General features: G+C 61.4%; 16 protein-coding genes, 1 tRNA gene and 1 pseudogene. 9 read left to right on the forward strand and 9 right to left on the reverse strand.

Features of this window, described 5'->3' with window-relative positions; all coding sequences use genetic code 11:
* Positions 1-92 precede the first annotated feature (92 nt).
* Positions 93-743, reverse strand: coding sequence for a thiopurine S-methyltransferase (locus UIA24_RS17980; RefSeq protein WP_330523471.1), 651 nt, complete (start codon positions 741-743; stop codon positions 93-95).
* Positions 744-845: 102 nt separating this feature from the next.
* On the opposite strand from UIA24_RS17980, the gene UIA24_RS17985 reads away from it, so the two are divergent.
* Positions 846-1613 carry a DODA-type extradiol aromatic ring-opening family dioxygenase gene (locus tag UIA24_RS17985; protein WP_330523472.1) on the forward strand — a complete coding sequence of 256 codons (768 nt, stop codon included), beginning with the start codon at positions 846-848 and terminating at the stop codon, positions 1611-1613.
* 68 nt (positions 1614-1681) lie between these two features.
* Here UIA24_RS17985 and UIA24_RS17990 read toward each other — a convergent pair.
* Together UIA24_RS17990 and UIA24_RS17995 are read right to left on the reverse strand one after the other, a co-directional pair.
* Positions 1682-3380, reverse strand: a pseudogene (locus UIA24_RS17990) (DEAD/DEAH box helicase).
* A gap of 309 nt (positions 3381-3689) precedes the next feature.
* Complete coding sequence (locus tag UIA24_RS17995) at positions 3690-4445, reverse strand: spermidine synthase (protein WP_065760473.1); 756 nt, start codon at positions 4443-4445, stop codon at positions 3690-3692.
* 133 nt (positions 4446-4578) lie between these two features.
* Here UIA24_RS17995 and UIA24_RS18000 point away from each other — a divergent pair, with 133 nt between their 5' ends.
* Entirely contained in the window at positions 4579-5925 is a 1347-nt protein-coding gene (locus tag UIA24_RS18000) for a class II 3-deoxy-7-phosphoheptulonate synthase (protein ID WP_065760474.1), read from the forward strand.
* A 96-nt stretch (positions 5926-6021) separates the two neighbouring features.
* Here UIA24_RS18000 and UIA24_RS18005 read toward each other — a convergent pair whose 3' ends face one another.
* Positions 6022-6771 carry a sulfite exporter TauE/SafE family protein gene (locus UIA24_RS18005; protein WP_102053197.1) on the reverse strand — a complete coding sequence of 250 codons (750 nt, stop codon included), beginning with the start codon at positions 6769-6771 and terminating at the stop codon, positions 6022-6024.
* A 110-nt stretch (positions 6772-6881) separates the two neighbouring features.
* Between UIA24_RS18005 and UIA24_RS18010 the strand changes: the two genes are divergently transcribed.
* Positions 6882-7838: a LysR family transcriptional regulator gene (locus UIA24_RS18010; RefSeq protein ID WP_065760476.1), complete on the forward strand. Its 957-nt coding sequence runs from the start codon at positions 6882-6884 to the stop codon at positions 7836-7838.
* A 72-nt stretch (positions 7839-7910) separates the two neighbouring features.
* Here UIA24_RS18010 and efp read toward each other — a convergent pair whose 3' ends face one another.
* Both efp and earP read right to left on the reverse strand, forming a co-directional pair.
* Positions 7911-8480 carry an elongation factor P gene (efp, locus tag UIA24_RS18015; protein WP_102053196.1) on the reverse strand — a complete coding sequence of 190 codons (570 nt, stop codon included), beginning with the start codon at positions 8478-8480 and terminating at the stop codon, positions 7911-7913.
* Positions 8481-8528: 48 nt separating this feature from the next.
* Positions 8529-9662, reverse strand: coding sequence for an elongation factor P maturation arginine rhamnosyltransferase EarP (gene earP, locus UIA24_RS18020; RefSeq protein ID WP_330523473.1), 1134 nt, complete (start codon positions 9660-9662; stop codon positions 8529-8531).
* A 137-nt stretch (positions 9663-9799) separates the two neighbouring features.
* On the opposite strand from earP, the gene UIA24_RS18025 reads away from it, so the two are divergent.
* Entirely contained in the window at positions 9800-10201 is a 402-nt protein-coding gene (locus tag UIA24_RS18025; RefSeq protein ID WP_099775473.1) for a hypothetical protein, read from the forward strand.
* 1 nt (position 10202) lies between these two features.
* Positions 10203-10685, forward strand: a complete 483-nt coding sequence (locus UIA24_RS18030) for a GreA/GreB family elongation factor (protein WP_065760480.1) — start codon at positions 10203-10205, stop codon at positions 10683-10685.
* On the opposite strand, the gene UIA24_RS18035 is transcribed toward UIA24_RS18030, so the two are convergent.
* Entirely contained in the window at positions 10679-11569 is an 891-nt protein-coding gene (locus UIA24_RS18035; RefSeq protein WP_099775474.1) for a LysR family transcriptional regulator, read from the reverse strand. The two genes, UIA24_RS18030 and UIA24_RS18035, sit on opposite strands and share 7 nt — an antisense overlap.
* 113 nt (positions 11570-11682) lie before the next feature.
* Between UIA24_RS18035 and UIA24_RS18040 the strand changes: the two genes are divergently transcribed.
* From UIA24_RS18040 to UIA24_RS18050, 3 genes are all read left to right on the forward strand, one after another.
* Positions 11683-12876 (forward strand): MFS transporter, encoded by a 1194-nt coding sequence (locus tag UIA24_RS18040; RefSeq protein ID WP_330523474.1) that lies wholly within the window; start codon positions 11683-11685, stop codon positions 12874-12876.
* A gap of 102 nt (positions 12877-12978) precedes the next feature.
* The gene (locus tag UIA24_RS18045; RefSeq protein WP_065761888.1) at positions 12979-13365 is read left to right on the forward strand and encodes a hypothetical protein; all 387 of its coding nucleotides are present in this window, start codon (positions 12979-12981) and stop codon (positions 13363-13365) included.
* Positions 13366-13598: 233 nt separating this feature from the next.
* Positions 13599-15749 carry a TonB-dependent siderophore receptor gene (locus UIA24_RS18050; protein WP_330523475.1) on the forward strand — a complete coding sequence of 717 codons (2151 nt, stop codon included), beginning with the start codon at positions 13599-13601 and terminating at the stop codon, positions 15747-15749.
* A 64-nt stretch (positions 15750-15813) separates the two neighbouring features.
* On the opposite strand, the gene UIA24_RS18055 is transcribed toward UIA24_RS18050, so the two are convergent.
* Together UIA24_RS18055 and UIA24_RS18060 are read right to left on the reverse strand one after the other, a co-directional pair.
* The gene (locus UIA24_RS18055) at positions 15814-16329 is read right to left on the reverse strand and encodes a DUF6630 family protein (RefSeq protein ID WP_330523476.1); all 516 of its coding nucleotides are present in this window, start codon (positions 16327-16329) and stop codon (positions 15814-15816) included.
* A gap of 78 nt (positions 16330-16407) precedes the next feature.
* A tRNA-Ser gene (locus UIA24_RS18060) sits at positions 16408-16497 on the reverse strand.
* Positions 16498-16786: 289 nt separating this feature from the next.
* On the opposite strand from UIA24_RS18060, the gene UIA24_RS18065 reads away from it, so the two are divergent.
* Complete coding sequence (locus tag UIA24_RS18065) at positions 16787-17476, forward strand: crotonase/enoyl-CoA hydratase family protein (protein WP_065759895.1); 690 nt, start codon at positions 16787-16789, stop codon at positions 17474-17476.
* Positions 17477-17624: the final 148 nt, after the last annotated feature.

The following is a 17624-nucleotide window of genomic DNA, read 5'->3' on the forward strand; positions in this document are numbered from 1 at the left end:
AGTGGGGTGCCTGTGAGTTCGCGGCGTTTGCATCGCGGGCAAGCCCGGCTCCTACAGCCTGCGATGGCATCAGCGGGGTGTCTGGCCTGTGGTCAGCGTTCGAGCCGATACACATGCTCCAACAAGCCCGCGCTTCCCGCTGCCTGGAACTTTGGGCTCTCCGCGAGAATGTCTCGTGTCTCTCCAAGGGTAACCCGCCACCCTGCGTACAGGGCACGGACTTCTGCCTCAAGTACGGCAAAGGGCGGCCCGTCGATCGTTGATTGATCGTAGTCCAGTGTGATCAACAGCCCCTTGGCGTGTGCCGCCAGCAACGCTTGCAGGTGGCTGGCATAGCGCTCGCGCATCGGTGCGGGCAAGGCAATCAGGGCTGCACGGTCATACAGGGCCGAGCAATCGCCAACATCTTCGGCGGTCAGGGCAAAGATATCGCCACACCAGAGCTCAAGCCCCTCGCACTGGTAGACCTTGAAAGCGCCACGTCGAGATACCTGCGGATGCAACTGATGCTCGCTGAAAAACGCCTCTACCGCACGCTCGGACAACTCAATACCCTGCACCCGCAACCCTTGCCCGGCCAACCAGAACAGATCAAGACTCTTGCCACACAAGGGCACCAGCACCTTGTCGCCTGCCATCAAGCCGAGGCTGGGCCAGTGTCGCTGCAGGTAAGGATTGACCTGATCCAGGTGAAAACCGATTTGATTACGCGCCCAGCGGTCATGCCAAAATTCCGGCTGCATGAATGGCTCCAAAATTTCGATCAAATGATACGAAAACTTATATTAGATTTAGATAAATGAACTGACAGAAGATAACCCCATCTTAACCTCAGGACCTCTTCCATGCTGCCCAGTCTGTTTATTTCCCACGGTTCGCCCATGCTCGCCCTGGAACCCGGCGAGAGCGGCCCTGCCCTCGCACGACTGGCAGAAGCACTGCCTCGACCCAAAGCCATCATCGTGGTCTCTGCGCACTGGGAGAGCCAGGCGTTGTGCGTGAGCAGCCACCCAAGCCCGAAAACCTGGCATGACTTTGGTGGCTTTCCACCGGCACTCTTTGCCGTTCAGTACCCCGCCCCCGGCGCACCAGCACTGGCAGCCCAGATTGTCGAGCAGCTCAAAAACGCCGGCCTGACGGCTTCGCTCGACCCACAGCGCCCATTCGACCATGGCGCCTGGGTACCGTTGTCACTGATGTATCCACAGGCCGACATTCCGGTCGTAGAAGTGTCCCTGCCCAGCCACCTGGGCCCACAGTTACAGGAACGGGTTGGTAATGCCCTGGCTGCGCTGCGCCAGGAAAACATCCTGCTGATTGGCTCCGGCAGCATCACCCACAATCTGCGCGAGCTATCCTGGCACGCAGGCCCGGACAGCGTAGAACCCTGGGCACTGGCATTCCGCGACTGGATGGTGGAAAAGCTCGAAGCCGGTGACGATGCCGCGCTGCTGGACTATCGCCGCCAGGCACCGTTTGCGGTGCGCAACCACCCCAGCGATGAACACTTGCTGCCGCTGTACTTCGCTCGCGGCGCAGGCGAGCATTTCAGCATTGTTCACCAAGGCTTCACCCTGGGTGCATTGGGAATGGACATTTACCGCTTCGACTGAGCCATTCACCCAGCCGACAGGCAAAAAAAATCCCCGAACCAGTCGGGGATTTTTTTATGACGCGCGGATCAATCTTCGCGGTAGCGACGCAGCTTCAGCTGCTTGCCGGCAACGCGAGTGTCCTTGAGCTTGGTCAGCAGACGCTCAAGACCGTCTTCTGGCAGCTCAACCAGGCTGAAGCTGTCACGCACCTGGATGCGACCGATTGCTTCACGTGCCAGGCCACCCTCGTTGAGGATAGCGCCGAGCAGGTTCTTGGCAGCGATACCATCACGCGCACCCAGCGCGGTACGGCAACGAGCACGACCTTCGCCCAGCGGCATTGGCGCACGACGCTCACGATCACTGCGCTCTGGACGATCACCCGCAGTACGCTCACGCGGAGTGTAGGTCGGCACCAGTGGCTGTTCACGCTCAACCGCTTCCAGGGTCAGCGCCTGACCGTTGGTTGCTTTGCGCAGCAGGGCAGCAGCCAGGGCACGTGGGCTGCAACCGATGTCGGCGGTCAGGCGGTCCAGCAGGTCGCCATGAGTCGACTCAGCGTCGGCTACCAGCGGCGCCAGGCTGTTGGTCAGCTTCTTGATACGCGCATCCAGAACAGCCTGGCCGTTCGGCAGGCGAACTTCGGCAACTTTCTGGCCCGTTACACGCTCGATAACCTGCAGCATGCGACGCTCACGCGGGGTGACCAGCAGCAGTGCACGGCCTTCACGACCTGCACGGCCAGTACGGCCAATACGGTGAACGTAAGACTCAGGATCGTACGGCATGTCAACGTTGAACACGTGAGTGATGCGCGGTACGTCCAGACCACGAGCAGCAACGTCGGTCGCGACGACGATGTCCAGACGGCCATCCTTGAGCGAGTCGATGACGCGCTCACGCTGGTTCTGGGCGATGTCGCCGTTCAGTGCTGCAGCCTTGTAGCCTTTGGCTTCCAGGGCGCTGGCCAGGTCCAGGGTCGCTTGCTTGGTACGTACGAAGGCGATCAGCGCATCGAACTCTTCAACTTCCAGCAAACGCAGGACAGCGGCTACTTTCTGGTCCGCGTGGACCATCAGGTGAGCCTGCTCGATGGCCGTTACGGTCTGGGTCTTGCTCTGGATCTTGACGTGCTTCGGATCGCGCAGGTGGCGCTCGGCGATGGCACGGATAGAAGCAGGCAAGGTCGCCGAGAACAGTACGGTCTGACGGCTTTCCGGCATGGCCTTGAAGATGACTTCCAGGTCGTCCATGAAGCCCAGCTTGAGCATTTCGTCGGCTTCGTCGAGCACCAGGTGATTGACGGTCGCCAGGACTTTCTCATCACGACGCAGGTGGTCGCAGAGACGGCCCGGGGTAGCAACGACGATTTGCGCGCCGTTACGGATTGCTTTCAATTGTGGGCCCATTGGGGCACCACCGTACACGGCCACCACGGTTACGCCCGGCATTTGCTTGGCGTAGGTTTCAAAGGCGGTGGCTACTTGCAGCGCCAACTCACGGGTTGGCGCCAGGATCAGGGCTTGCGGCTCGCGCTTGCTCGGGTCGATGCGATTCAGGATTGGCAGTGCGAAGGCAGCGGTTTTACCGGTACCTGTCTGCGCCTGGCCGATCATGTCATGACCGGCGAGAATAATCGGGATCGATTGTTGCTGAATGGCGGATGGCTCTTCGTAGCCGGTAGCCAATACAGCAGCAACAATGCTCGGATGAAGGTCGAGAGCGGCGAAGCCGCCGGTTTCCTGGGTCATGGGTCTGCCTCTAAGTGCATCCGCAAAGACCCATGCTCCAAAGCTGCGCATGCCTTGTAAGACCCACGGGTCACCCTGGCAGCTTTGTCGGCGGGGATTTGCGAAAACGATTGAAGAAAAAGGAACGTCAAGGAGAGTCCGCTGTGCGGACGCGCAGCCGAAGCTGGCTTCGGGAAATTGCACTACCTAAGACGAGGTCTAGTAAAAGACCGGCGCGTACTATACCTGAAATAGCGCTTCACGTGAGAGTTTTTTATCGAAAGATGACAGCATAGAGCGGCGCCCCGGATTATGCGCATATCGCCCCGGGGCATGGGCTGAATCGATTATTTCAGCAGCCGCCTCAACTCGCCGGGCGGATCGCTCCGATCAACGGTTGCAACGAGTAGCCCAGACGGGGTGCCAATGCATCGGCCCGAGCGACAAGGCCAGGCATGTCCAGCGTCTGCTCGAGGTCTGCCGGAACCAGCAGAATGACGTTACCCTCCTTCACCGGCAGCTCCCAGTAGTGCCGATGATACAACCCGCGCAACAACGCAGCCCCCAGCGGCTTGCCGTCATCCGCCGCCCACTGGTTGATCACCAGCCAACCGCCGGGATTGAGGCGTTTCTGGCAGTTCTCCAAAAAGCGCCAGGCCAGATGCCCCACGCTCGGTCCGTGATCGGTATACAGGTCGACGAAAATCAGATCGGCGGTTTCGGCGGTTTCCAGCAGTTCCACCGCATCGCCCACGCGGATATACAGGCGCGGGTCGTCGTCCAGCCCCAGGTACTCAATGGCCAGGCGCGGCACATCCGGGCGCAGCTCGATCACCTCGACATCGTCCAGCGGCAGGAACTTCAGGCAGGCCTGGGTCAGGGTGCCGGCACCAAGCCCGAGGAACAAGGCACTTTCCGGCTCGGCATGGCACAACGCGCCAATCAGCATGGCACGGGTGTAGTCGTACTCCAGCCAGCTTGGATCGGCCGTGAACACACAGCTCTGCTCTATGGCCTCACCGAACTCAAGGAAGCGGTAGTCCTCGACCTCCAGCACACTGATGGTGCCGTACTCGTCGTGAACCTGGGCCAGCAGCCGCTCTACCCGCTCCTCTGTCATCTCGTCTCCCGGCACCGATGCCTGCCCAAGCAAAACCGCCATTGTCCGCCAATGCAGGCAGTGCAACAAGGCGCCTTGCAACTGTTACCATGACCCCAGCCCTCTTTATAATCCGATAACAACCGAGTCTGCGATGAGCCAACCCTGGAGTCCTGACAGCTGGCGCGCCCTGCCGATCCAGCAACAACCGACCTACCCTGACGCGACGCACCTGCACAAGGTCGAGCAGACGCTGGCCAGTTATCCACCGCTGGTGTTTGCCGGCGAAGCCCGCGAACTGCGCCGTCAGTTCGCGGAAGTCACCGAGGGCCGCGCCTTCCTGTTGCAAGGCGGCGACTGCGCCGAAAGCTTCGCGGAGTTCTCAGCGGCAAAAATTCGCGACACTTTCAAAGTGCTCCTGCAAATGGCCATTGTCATGACCTTTGCGGCCGGCTGCCCGGTGGTGAAAGTCGGCCGAATGGCCGGACAATTTGCCAAACCCCGTTCGGCGGGCGACGAAACCATCGCCGGTGTCACCCTCCCCGCCTATCGCGGCGACATCGTCAACGGCATTGGTTTCGATGAAAAAAGCCGCGTACCGGATCCAGAGCGCCTGCTGCAGGCCTACCACCAGTCCACTGCCAGCCTGAACCTGCTGCGCGCCTTTGCCCAGGGCGGGTTTGCCGACCTGCATCAGGTGCACAAGTGGAACCTGGACTTCATCGCCAACTCGGCCCTGGCCGAGAAGTACAGCCAACTGGCCGACCGCATCGACGAAACCCTGGCCTTCATGCGCGCCTGTGGCCTGGACAGCGCACCGCAGCTGCGCGAAACCAGTTTCTTCACCGCCCATGAAGCGCTGCTGCTCAACTACGAAGAAGCCTTCGTGCGCCGCGACAGCCTGACCAACGACTGGTACGACTGCTCGGCGCACATGCTCTGGATTGGCGACCGCACCCGCCAGCTCGACGGCGCGCATGTCGAGTTCCTGCGCGGGGTGAACAACCCCATTGGGGTCAAGGTCGGCCCAAGCATGAACACCGAGGAATTGATTCGCCTGATTGACGTGCTCAACCCGGAAAACGACCCGGGGCGCCTCAACCTGATTGTGCGCATGGGCGCGGAAAAAGTCGGCGACCACTTGCCGGCGCTGATTCGCAGCGTGGAACGCGAGGGGCGCAAGGTGCTCTGGAGCTCCGACCCCATGCACGGCAACACCATCAAGGCGAGCAGCGGCTACAAGACCCGAGACTTTGCGCAGATCCTCAGCGAGGTCAAACAGTTCTTCCAGGTTCACCAGGCCGAAGGCAGCCATGCCGGTGGTATCCACATCGAGATGACCGGGCAGAACGTCACCGAGTGTATCGGCGGCGCCCGTCCGATCACCGAAGATGCACTGTCGGACCGCTACCACACCCACTGCGACCCACGCATGAACGCCGACCAGTCACTGGAGCTGGCCTTCCTGATTGCCGAAACCCTCAAGCAGGTGCGTCGCTAGACCTGCGCGCGCCGACGCCGACACAAACGCCAAAGCCCAAGCCACGGTCCTGACGCTCAAGGACCCTGGCTTGGGTCGCACACCGATGTGTCCGCCTCACACCTTGAACGCCAGCATCACCGCACACAGCACCAGAAACCCGCAGAACAGTGAACGCAGCACCTTCTCCGGCAAGGCATGGGCCAGCTTTACCCCCCAACTGATACTGAGCAGCCCGCCCAGCGCCAAGGGAACGCCCATGCTCCAATCCACGTGCTGATGCACGCCATATGTGACCAGGGTTACCGCCGTGCTGGGCGCCGCCAACGCCAGCGAAAGGCCTTGGGCGACCACTTGAGTCGTGCCGAACACGCTGGTCAGCACCGGCGTGGCAATCACCGCACCGCCCACACCGAACAGGCCACCCACAACACCGGCGCCACTGCCCAGCACGCCCAGCCACGGCCAGGGTTGGCGCAACTCGCTCGAGGGCGGCGTGCTGCGCATGAACATGCGCGCCAGGTTCCAGACCACCAGCGCGATCAGGAAACCGACAAAGCCCAGGCGCATCGCACCAGCATCCAGGCCCACGGCCCAGATCGACCCCAGCCAGGCAAAGACAAAGCCTGCCGCGGCCAGCGGCAACGCATGCTGCACGGCAATCCGGTTGCGCTGATGGTAGCGCCACAGGGCCAGCAACACGTTAGGCACCACCATCACCAACGCAGTGCCCTGTGCCAACTGCTGATCGAGGCCAAACAGCAGGCCCAGCGCAGGAATCGCGATCAAACCGCCGCCGATGCCAAACAACCCACCCATCGTACCCAAGGCGGCGCCCAACGCGATGTACATCATCCACTCGATCATTCCGGCCCCTTGAAGGTCATCAATCGTCACATGCTACCCAGCCAGGGCTAGTAGGGAAACGCACAGCAACGCACAATGGCTATGCCAATTACGCAAAGGCGATACAGCCGATGAACCCTGATGCCCTCACCGAACAACTCAGCCTTTTCCTCGATGTTCTGGCGGCAGGCAGCTTTTCCGCGGCCTCCCGACGCCACCCGCTAACGCCGTCTGCGGTGGCCCGGCGCATCGATGCCCTGGAGGCCGCCGTAGGCAGCCGACTGTTCGTGCGCAGCACCCACGCGGTGCGTCCCACCCCAGCTGGTAACGCATTCGCCGAGCGCGCCCGGCGTATCGTTGAAGAACTGCGCCTGGCGCGGGCCGAAGCCGTGTCATTGAGCAACGCGCCTGAAGGCCTGATTCGCATTGATGCGCCCGCCGCGTTCGGACGCCGCCATCTGGCGCCTGCAATCGCTGATTTCCTGGTGGCCTACCCAGGCCTGGATGTTCAACTGCGCCTGATCGACAGCTTCGTCGACCTGCATGGCGCGCACCTGGGCGAAGTCGATCTGGTGCTGCGTGCCGGGCCACTGGCCGATACCCGCCTGGTAGCGACACCCTTGGCCTACATGGTGCGCATTGCCTGCGCCAGCCCGGCCTACCTGGAACAGCGCGGTGTGCCGAGCAGCCCGCAGGAACTGCCAGAACATGATGGCCTGGACTGGGACGGCCTGGCCCCGCCGTTCGCCTGGCGTTTTGCCATCGACGGACAGATGCGCCTGCTGCGGCCCTCACGCATGCGCATGAGCGCCAACAACGCAGAAACCCTGTTGTTCGGCGCACTGGCCGGGCTGGGCATCGCCCACCTGCCGACCTGGTTGATCAGCGAGTACCTGCTACGCGGGGAGCTGCTGCCGCTGTTCTGCGACAACGGCCTGCCAGCAGCGGAAAGCAGCGGCATCTATGCCTTGCGCCTGGAGCACGAAACCAACTCCCGCAGCCGCTTGCTGCTTGAGTTCCTCAAGAGCCGCTTCAGCCCGGTACCACCATGGGACCTGGCGTTGCGCAGTGAGCTGCGCTGGCAGTAAGCCCCCCCTTTCACGGCACTGCAGACACAAAAAAACCCGGCAAAGGCCGGGTTTTTCGTGGGCGCCAGGAAATTACTTCTTGGAACGGCCCTTGAAGCTGTTGTCGCGAGTGTCGATGTCGATCCACTCGTCGATCTGGATGAAGTCAGCAACCGAGATCTCGGTACCGTTCTTCAGTTTAGCTGGCTTCATGACCTTGCCCGAAGTGTCGCCACGTGCGGCGTTTTCGGTGTACACAACCTGACGGCTGATGGTGGTCGGCAGCTCAACGGAAACCAGACGGCCTTCGAAGAATACAGCTTCGCAGACGTCTTCCATGCCTTCTTCGATGTACGGCAGAACGGCCTCGATGTCTTCGGCGTTCAGTTCGTACATGGTGTAGTCGGAGGTGTCCATGAAGGTGTAGGAGTCACCGCTGATGAACGACAGGGTCGCTTCTTTGCGATCCAGGATCACGTCGTCCAGCTTGTCGTCTGCACCGTAAACGGTTTCAGTCTTGTAGCCGGTCAGCAGGTTTTTCAGCTTGGTCTTCATGATCGCGCTGTTACGGCCCGACTTGGTGAATTCCGCTTTCTGAACCAGCCACGGGTCGTTGTCGATCCGCAGTACGGTACCGGGTTTCAGCTCTTTACCAGTTTTCATTACGAGATATCCGAATTTGGATGGATTTACAAAAATCGAGGCCGCATATCATAGCCAATTTCGGTAAAACTGTACCAGCGTCGTGGCAAGGTCCGGCTGAGCGGCCTGCGTAGCGCACCAACGCCGGGCGTGCGCGTCCAGTTCCGGCCAGTGCGCAAGCAGCTGTTGCCAGGCCGGCCCCATATCACGATCCATGTTCCAGGCACGCCAGAGATCCACCAACGCGGCACTCGCCGCTGCCGACAGACCTTGGGTGTAGTGCTCCAGAAAGGCCTCGAGTTTTTCCCAGTGGGCGTACGCTTCCTGCACATAGATATGCCAGAGCAGTGGGCGCCCAGCCCACTGCGCACGGACAAACGAGTCCTCCCCGCGCACCGCATTGAAATCGCAACACCACAACAACTGGTCGTACTCGTCCTGGCTGACAAACGGCAGGATCTGCACGGTCAATGCACCACGGCGAGCGATGCTGCCGGGCGCCAGCCCCGTCTCCCCCAGCCATGCCTGCACATCACCCAGAATGCGCCCTTCGGGCACCAGCAGATGGTTGGGCCGACTGTCGGTAGCCAGGGCCTCGAGCCAACTGGCCACCCCTGGGTTTTCGTAGGCAAACAATGAAATCAGCCGGGCATTGGCGTGTGGTTGCACGCCAATGCCCCGCAAAAACGCCTGCCGCGCCAGCGGATCCTGCTCAAACGCCTGACGCCGCGCCAACAGGCTCGCTTCACGCAGCAGCCCGCCCGTCCTGGTGGTAAAACCCGGAAAGAAAAAAACCTTGCGCAGCCCATTGGCCTGAGGCGACGGCAACCCGTGACACCCCTCAACCCAATCCTCGGCACTGAGGTACTCAAGGTTCAACCACAGTACCGGCGTCGGGTGTTCCAGCATGGCCTGAACGTAGGCAGGCGGCAGCTGACAGCCAAAGGCTCCGATCACGACATCGGCCACCGGGGTTGGCTGCCAATCGACGGGCCACTGGCAGACCTGAACGCCCTGCTGCCACTGTTGCCCGGCAGCCGGATCAGCCTGTGGACAAATACGTACGAACGCCCCCAGATCATCCACCCACAGACGCACCGCCAGCCCCTGTTCCGCCACCAACTGCCGGGCCAGGCGCCAGGTGACGCCGATATCGCCATAGTTATCGACCACACGACAGAAGATGTCCCAGGAAGCATTCATGTGAGGCACCTCAGGTATCGGTCAGAAAAAAGCGTGGATTGTCCGGATAAATCATCGCAGACAAAAGCACCGACACTGAAAAAACCCGGAACGGCATGCGACAATTGCATTTTCCTCGCCCTGGCCAGGAGGCTGCCATGCCCCTTCGCGCACGACGTCACGCCCTGAGCATTACCCTAAAACCGTTTCAATTGATCATCTGCATTGCCCTGGGCCTGTGGCTGGGGTTCGCCGCCATCGCGCTGACCGTCTGGCTGGCCCTGCATTTTGCGCCGCAAGCCACCGCGCCGCTGAGCCAGGCGGTTGAAACCCTGCGCCCAGCCCCGGTACAGGCGCCTCAACAACCTGCTGCGGCCGATAACCCGATGTTCGAGCGCTACAAGGAAATACTGCGCAAACAGGAAGTGCAGCAGGCCGAGGAGCAGATGGAAAGCAATCCACGTAACCTGTCCAACCCCAAGTGCCAGTTCTGGCTGCAACAGAACCGCACTGCACCAACCGATAAAAGCCGCGCCAACGTCCTGGAATTTTGCAACTGACATGAACAAGGCCGAACTGCTGCAACAGATCATCGAAAAACTGGGTATTGACCTGGAGGTTGCCCAGCGCGCGGCCCAGACCGCTTATGAAACGGCGACCCACGAAGAGAACATCGCCGAGAACAAATACGACACCCTGGGCCTGGAAGCCTCATACCTGGCCACAGGCCAGGCACGCCGCACAGAAGAAATCCGCCAGGGACGAATTGCCTACCAACAGCTCCTGCTGCGCCCCTACGACCCGGAACGCGGCATTCAGGTCAGCAACCTGGTGACCCTGGAAGCGGAAAACGGCAATCAACGGCATCTGTTCATCGGCCCCGAGGCCGCCGGCCTCACGATCACCCAGGCGCAAACCCTGATTACCGTCATCACTCCCCGCTCGCCACTGGGCCAGAGCCTGATGGGCAAGCAGGAAGGCGACGCCGTCAGCCTGGTTCTGGCCGGGGTACGCCAGGACTATGAGGTGATTGCCGTTCAGTAGTTGTTGGCCCTGGCATCAAGACAGCGTTCCAGTACCTGCAGGAATGCCTTGGCGGCCGGCGACGGCGAATTCGACCAAATGGCGTAGACATGGCGCACAGGGGCATCACTGACCGGCAAGGCCACCACCCCCTTGAAACCTCGGGCAATGGGTGCGGCCACCAACCCCAGGGCCAACCCGCGCTGAACAAACTTTTCCACCAACATCACACTACCGACCTCGAACTGCACCCGATGGCGCACCCCGGCGGCGGTGAAGGCTTCATCGGTCTGGCGCCGAGCGCCTGTACCCGCTGGAAAGTCCACCAGCGGTTGGTCTTCCAGGTCGGCCAGACACACGCGTGACTGGCAGGCCAACGGATGCCCCGCAGGCAACAACGCCACCAGTTCTTCCCTGGCCAACAGCCGCGACGCCACCCCCTCGATCGGTTCACCAGGCCAGACACCGATAAAGGCAACATCCAGGCGCCGCTCCCGCACATCCGCCATCAACACCTCGCTCTTGTTGATCAGCCAGCGAATATCAACCTGCGGGTACTCATGATGGAAACCTGCCAACAGGTCGACCAGATCCAGCTCTGTCAGAGAGCTGATCTCGCCTATGGACAAGCGCCCACGCACTTCTCCACAGGCGGCGGCGACATCATCACCAATCCGCCGGGCGGCCTCCAGCGCAGCCTGGCCGCTGACCACAAAGGCTTCGCCGGCGGGCGTCAGGCTCACCCGTCGCGAGCTTCGCTCAAACAGTCGCGCCCCCAAGGTCTCTTCAAGCCGGGCAATCTGGTGGCTCAATGCCGACTGCACGACATGGCAACGCTGCGCAGCCAGGGTGAAACTGCCGGTATCGGCAACAGCCAACGCGTACTCGATCTGCTTGAGGTTCATACATTCATCTGTTTTATAGATTGATCGAATGAAAACGATACATTGGCGTCATATTAAGGCGCTGTCGATACTAGGCACCAGCACGCACCAACCACCGATACAGGGAACGTCCGATGACCGCCGCCACGCCACCGCTGAGCCGCGCACTGATTCTGCTGATGGCCATTGCCACGGGCCTCGCCGTCGCCAGCAACTACTATGCACAACCACTGCTGCACAGCATTGCCCAGCAGTTCAACCTCAGCACCGCAAGCGCGGGCAGCATCGTCGTTACGGCCCAACTGAGCTACGGCGTCGGGCTGCTGCTGTTGGTGCCACTCGGTGACCTGTTCGAACAGCGACGCCTGATTGTCACCATGATGAGCATCAGCACCCTCGGCCTGCTGATCAGCGCCTTATCTGCGAGCCTGCCCTGGTTACTGTTGGGCACCGCGTTGACCGGCCTGTTCTCGGTAGTGGCCCAGGTACTGGTACCCATGGCCGCCGGCCTGAGTGATCCGGGGCAACGCGGCCGGGTGGTGGGCACACTGATGAGCGGCTTGTTGCTGGGCATCCTGCTAGCGCGCACCGCAGCCGGTTTCATGGCAACCCTGGGGGACTGGCGCAGTATTTACCTGCTGGCAGCCGGGCTGATGACCCTGTGCACCCTTGCCCTGCTGCGCGCCCTGCCATCGCGCCATCAACCTGCAGGCATGCGCTATCCCGCCTTGATCGGCTCGGTGTTCAGCCTGTTCGCCGAAGAACCGGTGTTGCGCCTGCGCTCACTGCTCGGCCTGCTGGCCTTCAGCCTGTTCGCGCTGTTCTGGACACCACTGGCCTTCCTGCTGTCTGCCGAGCCTTATCACTACACCGACGCGATCATCGGCCTGTTCGGCCTGGCCGGTGCCGCCGGCGCCCTGGCCGCGAACTGGGCCGGCCGCCTTGCCGACCGAGGCAAGGGCTCAATGGGCACCCTGGTCGGCCTGCTGGCGTTGCTGCTGGCCTGGTTGCCGCTGGCCTTCGCCCAATCGTCACTGGCTGCATTGCTGGTTGGCGTGCTGGTTCTGGATCTGGCAGTACAACTGGTACACGTGAGCAACCAGAATGCGGTGATTGCCCTGCGCCCGGAGGCACGTAACCGGCTGAACGCAGGCTATATCACCTGCTACTTCATCGGCGGCGCACTGGGTTCATTGCTCGGTACACAACTGTTCCAGGCTTATGGCTGGGACGGGATCGCGCTGGCCGGAACGATCATCGGTGGCCTGGCGCTACTGGTATGGCTACTGGCACAGTACAAACGCGCTCGCCTGACCAGTCCCGCCTGAAAATCAGAACACGACCCTCCGTCGCCTGGTGATTGACTTGTCATAGCGCAAAGGGCTGAGTAGGGCGTTGGTCAACAGCCCCTTTACTCACTGGGAAGCGCTATGACAAGACTCACGGTTCAAGCCGGCGATTTCTTGCAAGGTGAGGGCGAGTACCGCAATGGATCGCTCACACTCAAGACCTGCAAAAACCCCATGCCCGGAGAAAAAATCACCCTGTCACGCATCAGGGACATGAAAATCGCCAATCAGGAGTTTAATCGCAGCCTGAGCAGCGCCCTTGGCTGGGGCGTGGCCGGCGCACTGATGGCAGGCCCTCTTGGCTTGATCGCCGGCCTCTGGCTGGGCGGCAAGGAGGAAGAGGTGACCTTCGTGGCCACGCTCAAGGACGGGCGCAAACTGATGGCTGTCACCGACGGCAAGACCTGGTCAAAGCTTGACGGCCAGTGGCGTAAACACAAGCCATCGTCGCCGCCGTCAGAGCACTAGAGCCCTCCCCCCTTCTTACAACTCACTGAATTTTCGGTGAACTCAGGGGCGCCTTGTCCATGGCGCCCCTGCTAAGATAGCGGCCGTTTTTCGCCCCCGCAGCTGTCCGGCGCAATGCCGGTAGTTATCGCGTTCTAGCGCACTTAATGTTTCGCCGCACCGGGCCTCCAGCACTTGGGTAGCAGCCGAGCTATAACGGCGCACCCGCTGCAGGCCCTCAAGGAGCTTTTCGCATGACCCTGCACCGCCTGCCCCTCGGCCTGCTGAGCTTCAGCCTAGCCTTGAGCTCATCGCACGCCATGGCCGAAAACGGCATCACACTGGCACCGTTGACAGTCTCTGACCAACTGGACGAGGGCTACCAGGCCCACGAAGCGACCGTCGGCGGCTTCCAGCCCGCCCCACTGCTCGACACGCCCGCCTCGGTCTCGGTGTTTACCGAGTCGCTGATTGCCGACCGCCAGGTGCGTCTGCTCAGCGAAGTGCTGCAAAGCGATGCCTCTGTCGGCGAAAATTATGCGCCGGTGGGCTACTACGAGAACTTCATGGTGCGTGGCTTCAGCCTGGATGCAGCCAGCAGCTACAAGATCAACGGCCAGACCATCACCGGGGAGCAGAACGTAGCACTGGAAAACAAACAGCAGGTGGAACTGCTCAAGGGGCTCTCAGGCTTGCAGAGCGGCGTATCCGCGCCGGGCGGAGTGATCAACTACGTCACCAAACGCCCTGAGGACGTTCGCTCACTGACCCTGTCAGGCGATGATCAGGGTGAGCGCTACATGGCCGCCGACCTGGGCGGCTGGTTCGGCAGCGAACGGCAATTCGGCCTGCGGGCCAACCTGGCCCATGAAGACATTCGCTCTTATGTCGAACACGCCGATGGGCAACGGGACTTCGCGTCGCTGGCGTTCGACTGGCAGCTCAACCCCGACGCCCTGTTGCAGTTGGACGTCGAGTATCAGCAGCGCGAGCAGCGTTCGGCGCCTGGCTATCAACTGCTGGGCGGCAACAGCCTGCCGCACAGTGTCGACCCCGAGGATCACCTGGCCTACCAACGTTGGGCCAAGCCCGTGACCATAGACTCGCTGAACCTGGGTGGGCGCTTCGAGTACCGCTTCAGCGATACCTGGACCGGCAGCCTCAGCGCCTCGCGCAGCAAGGTGGTGATCGACGACTACAGCTCGTTTGCCTTTGGGTGCTGGGCTGCCACCTGCAACACCCCTCCGCCGGGCAACTTCTTCAGCCCCAATGGCGACTACGATATCTACGACTACCGTAGCCCCGACGATACCCGACGCATCGACGAAGCCCAGGTCGCGCTCAATGGCCGTTTTACCGCTGCCAGCCTGGAGCATGACCTGACGGTCGGCAGCAGTGCGCAGCGGCGAACACTGGATCAACGCAGTCTTTTCAATGAATGGGTCGGCACAGGCAATATCAACCAGGACCCATCAGCCGTAGTGCCCTCTGCCCTGCCTCTAGGCGACAGCACCCGCCGCCTCGACAGCCGCCAGTACGGCCTGTTCATCAGTGACCGCATCAGCTTCAACGAACAGTGGCAGACCGTGCTGGGCGCGCGCGAGGTACGCCTGGATGAGCACGCCTTCGATGAAGACGGCAATTCAACACGCACCACACAGCGCTACGAACTACTGCCCAATGCCGCGCTGATCTACAAACCGCGCCAGGATATTTCGATCTACACCAGCTACAGCAAAGGGTTGTCGTCGGGCGGCACCGCACCATGGTTTGCCAGCAACGCATCAGAAACCCTGGCCCCCACCCTGTCACGCCAACTGGAAGTCGGCATCAAACGCGACTGGCAACGCCTGAGCCTCAGCGCAGCGCTGTTTCAGTTGCGCCAGGCGTACCAGTACATGCGCCCGGACGGCGCCGGGGCGTTCACTTATGTGCAGCAGGGCCAACAGAAGAACACCGGCCTGGAACTGGGCGCGAGCGGCTGGGTGACGTCAAACCTGCAGATCAATGCCAGTGCTGCGGCGATTCGCGCCCGGGTCGAGGGAAGCGACACCGCCGATTACGAAGGCCACCAAGCCCTCAACGTACCGAACTTCCGCGCCGCCCTACAGGCCGACTACAGCCTGCCCGGCCTACCCGGCCTGGCGCTGCTCGGCGGTGCCCGCTACAGCGCCAGCAAATACGCCAACCATGCCGGCAGCGTGGCCGTCGGCAGTTATGCCGTGTTTGATCTTGGCAGCCGCTACCGCACCCGCATCGGCGGATACGACACGGTACTGCGCCTGACGGTAGACAACCTGTTCGACCGCCGTTATTGGCGTGACGCCAGCGAATACCTGGGGGATGGCTACTTGTTCCCCGGTGCGCCACGCACAGCCAGGGTATCGGCGTCGGTCAGCTTCTAAGGTCAACACGGCAGCGGTCGACAGCCGCCATCGCGCCAGTGACGGGCGATGGCGGCCGCTGGCATTAAAACGACTCGCTGCCTTCGCGAATCTCGACACCCAGGACCTCGGAAACGGTCGCCATCACAGGCGCCGCGTCCGGGCGACTGATCCAGCCGCCATACGCATCACCCTCGGTGTCCCAGTTCCACAGCACCAGGCCTTGCGCGGCCAGTTCGGCGTGAGCGCGGAGCATCAGTTCAGGCACCTCGACTTCGTCGAGAAACTCTTCGGCCAGCGGGTCTTCAACGCCGAAGCTCAGCGTCACACTGCGGCTTTCGGCAAGTTCGCCCAGGCATTCGACGAAGGACTCCGTGTCACTCCAGTCGACGTAAAAACCGGTTTCCCAGTCGATGATGTCCTTGATGATCCACAACAGCCGGGATGGGTCGCCCTCAGCCTCTTCGGCGTCGTCGCCATCCAGCTCGGTTTCGCGCAACATTTGCAGATGGCGATCACGCAACTCGTCCGAAGCGCTGATGGCAATGATCAATTGCTCAGCCGCTTTCACCTGTGACGCGTTGAAATATTCACTGATCATATGAAACGCCTTACTCCCTGATTCCATGGCATAAACAAAAAAGCCCCGAACTACTGGAGTTCGGGGCTTTCATTTGTCTGGCGGTGAAGAAGGGATTCGAACCCTTGATACAGTTTCCTGTATACACACTTTCCAGGCGTGCTCCTTCAACCGCTCGGACACTTCACCGGATCTCGTCAAGCTGTTCAGCCTGTCGAGGGGCGCTAATGTAGTCGAAAGTTTTTCTTTTGGCAAAGGTTTTTTTCAGAATTTTCATGCGCTTAAGGGCCACGGCCACGCTTGCCCGCCAAATAGGGCAAAGCCGCCAATCTATAAAGCGCTTTACCCGCCTTTCACCGTCGCCCCCCAGCGTACGGGGCCGCAGGCGCCAGCGCTGACCGGCCAGTCAGCCTTGGCGCTTTACCTGGCTGCAGAGGCTGAGTAACGTCTGCCTCACTCTTAACAAAGGATCCCTCTCATGAGTGAGCTGATTACCTACCACCTGGACGAGGGTATCGCGACCCTGACCCTGAACAACGGCAAGGTCAACGCGATCTCTCCCGATGTGATCGCCGCGTTCAACAGCGCGCTGGATCGTGCGCAGCAAGACCGTGCAGTGGTAATTATCACCGGCCAACCGGGCATCCTCTCCGGCGGTTATGACCTGAAGGTGATGACCTCCGGGCCACAGGCGGCCGTGAGCCTGGTCACGGCAGGCTCTACCTTGTCCCGGCGCCTGCTCGCTCACCCGTTCCCGGTGATTGTCGCCTGCCCCGGGCACGCCGTGGCCAAGGGTGCCTTCCTGCTGCTCTCGGCCGATTACCGTATCGGTGTCGAAGGCCCTTTCAGTATCGGCCTGAACGAAGTACAGATCGGCATGACCATGCACCACGCCGGCATCGAACTGGCCCGCGACCGTCTGCGCCGCTCGGCGTTTCACCGCTCGGTGATCAATGGCGAGATGTTCGACCCGATCAGCGCCGTCGACGCCGGCTTCCTGGATAAAGTCGTGGCTGCCGAGCAGTTGCAGGAGGCCGCCCTCGCCGCTGCCCGGCAACTGAAGAAAATCAACATGAGCGCGCACAAGAACACCAAGCTCAAGGTGCGCAAGGCCCTGCTCGACACCCTGGACGATGCAATCATTCTCGATCAGGAACACCTGGGCTAACGTCTCCGACGCATCGCAGGCGAGCCTGTTCACCACAGGCCCCACACAAGGCACTGGCTTTCACACCGGGCCGACCTTGCCTGCGATGCCTTGGCCCTCGGCCAGCACCATCAGTGTTTGCCCCCACGAGTGCACAGCCGTACACTGC

This window comes from Pseudomonas sp. AL 58 (genome assembly GCF_036348395.1).
GTDB lineage: Bacteria > Pseudomonadota > Gammaproteobacteria > Pseudomonadales > Pseudomonadaceae > Aquipseudomonas > Aquipseudomonas defluvii.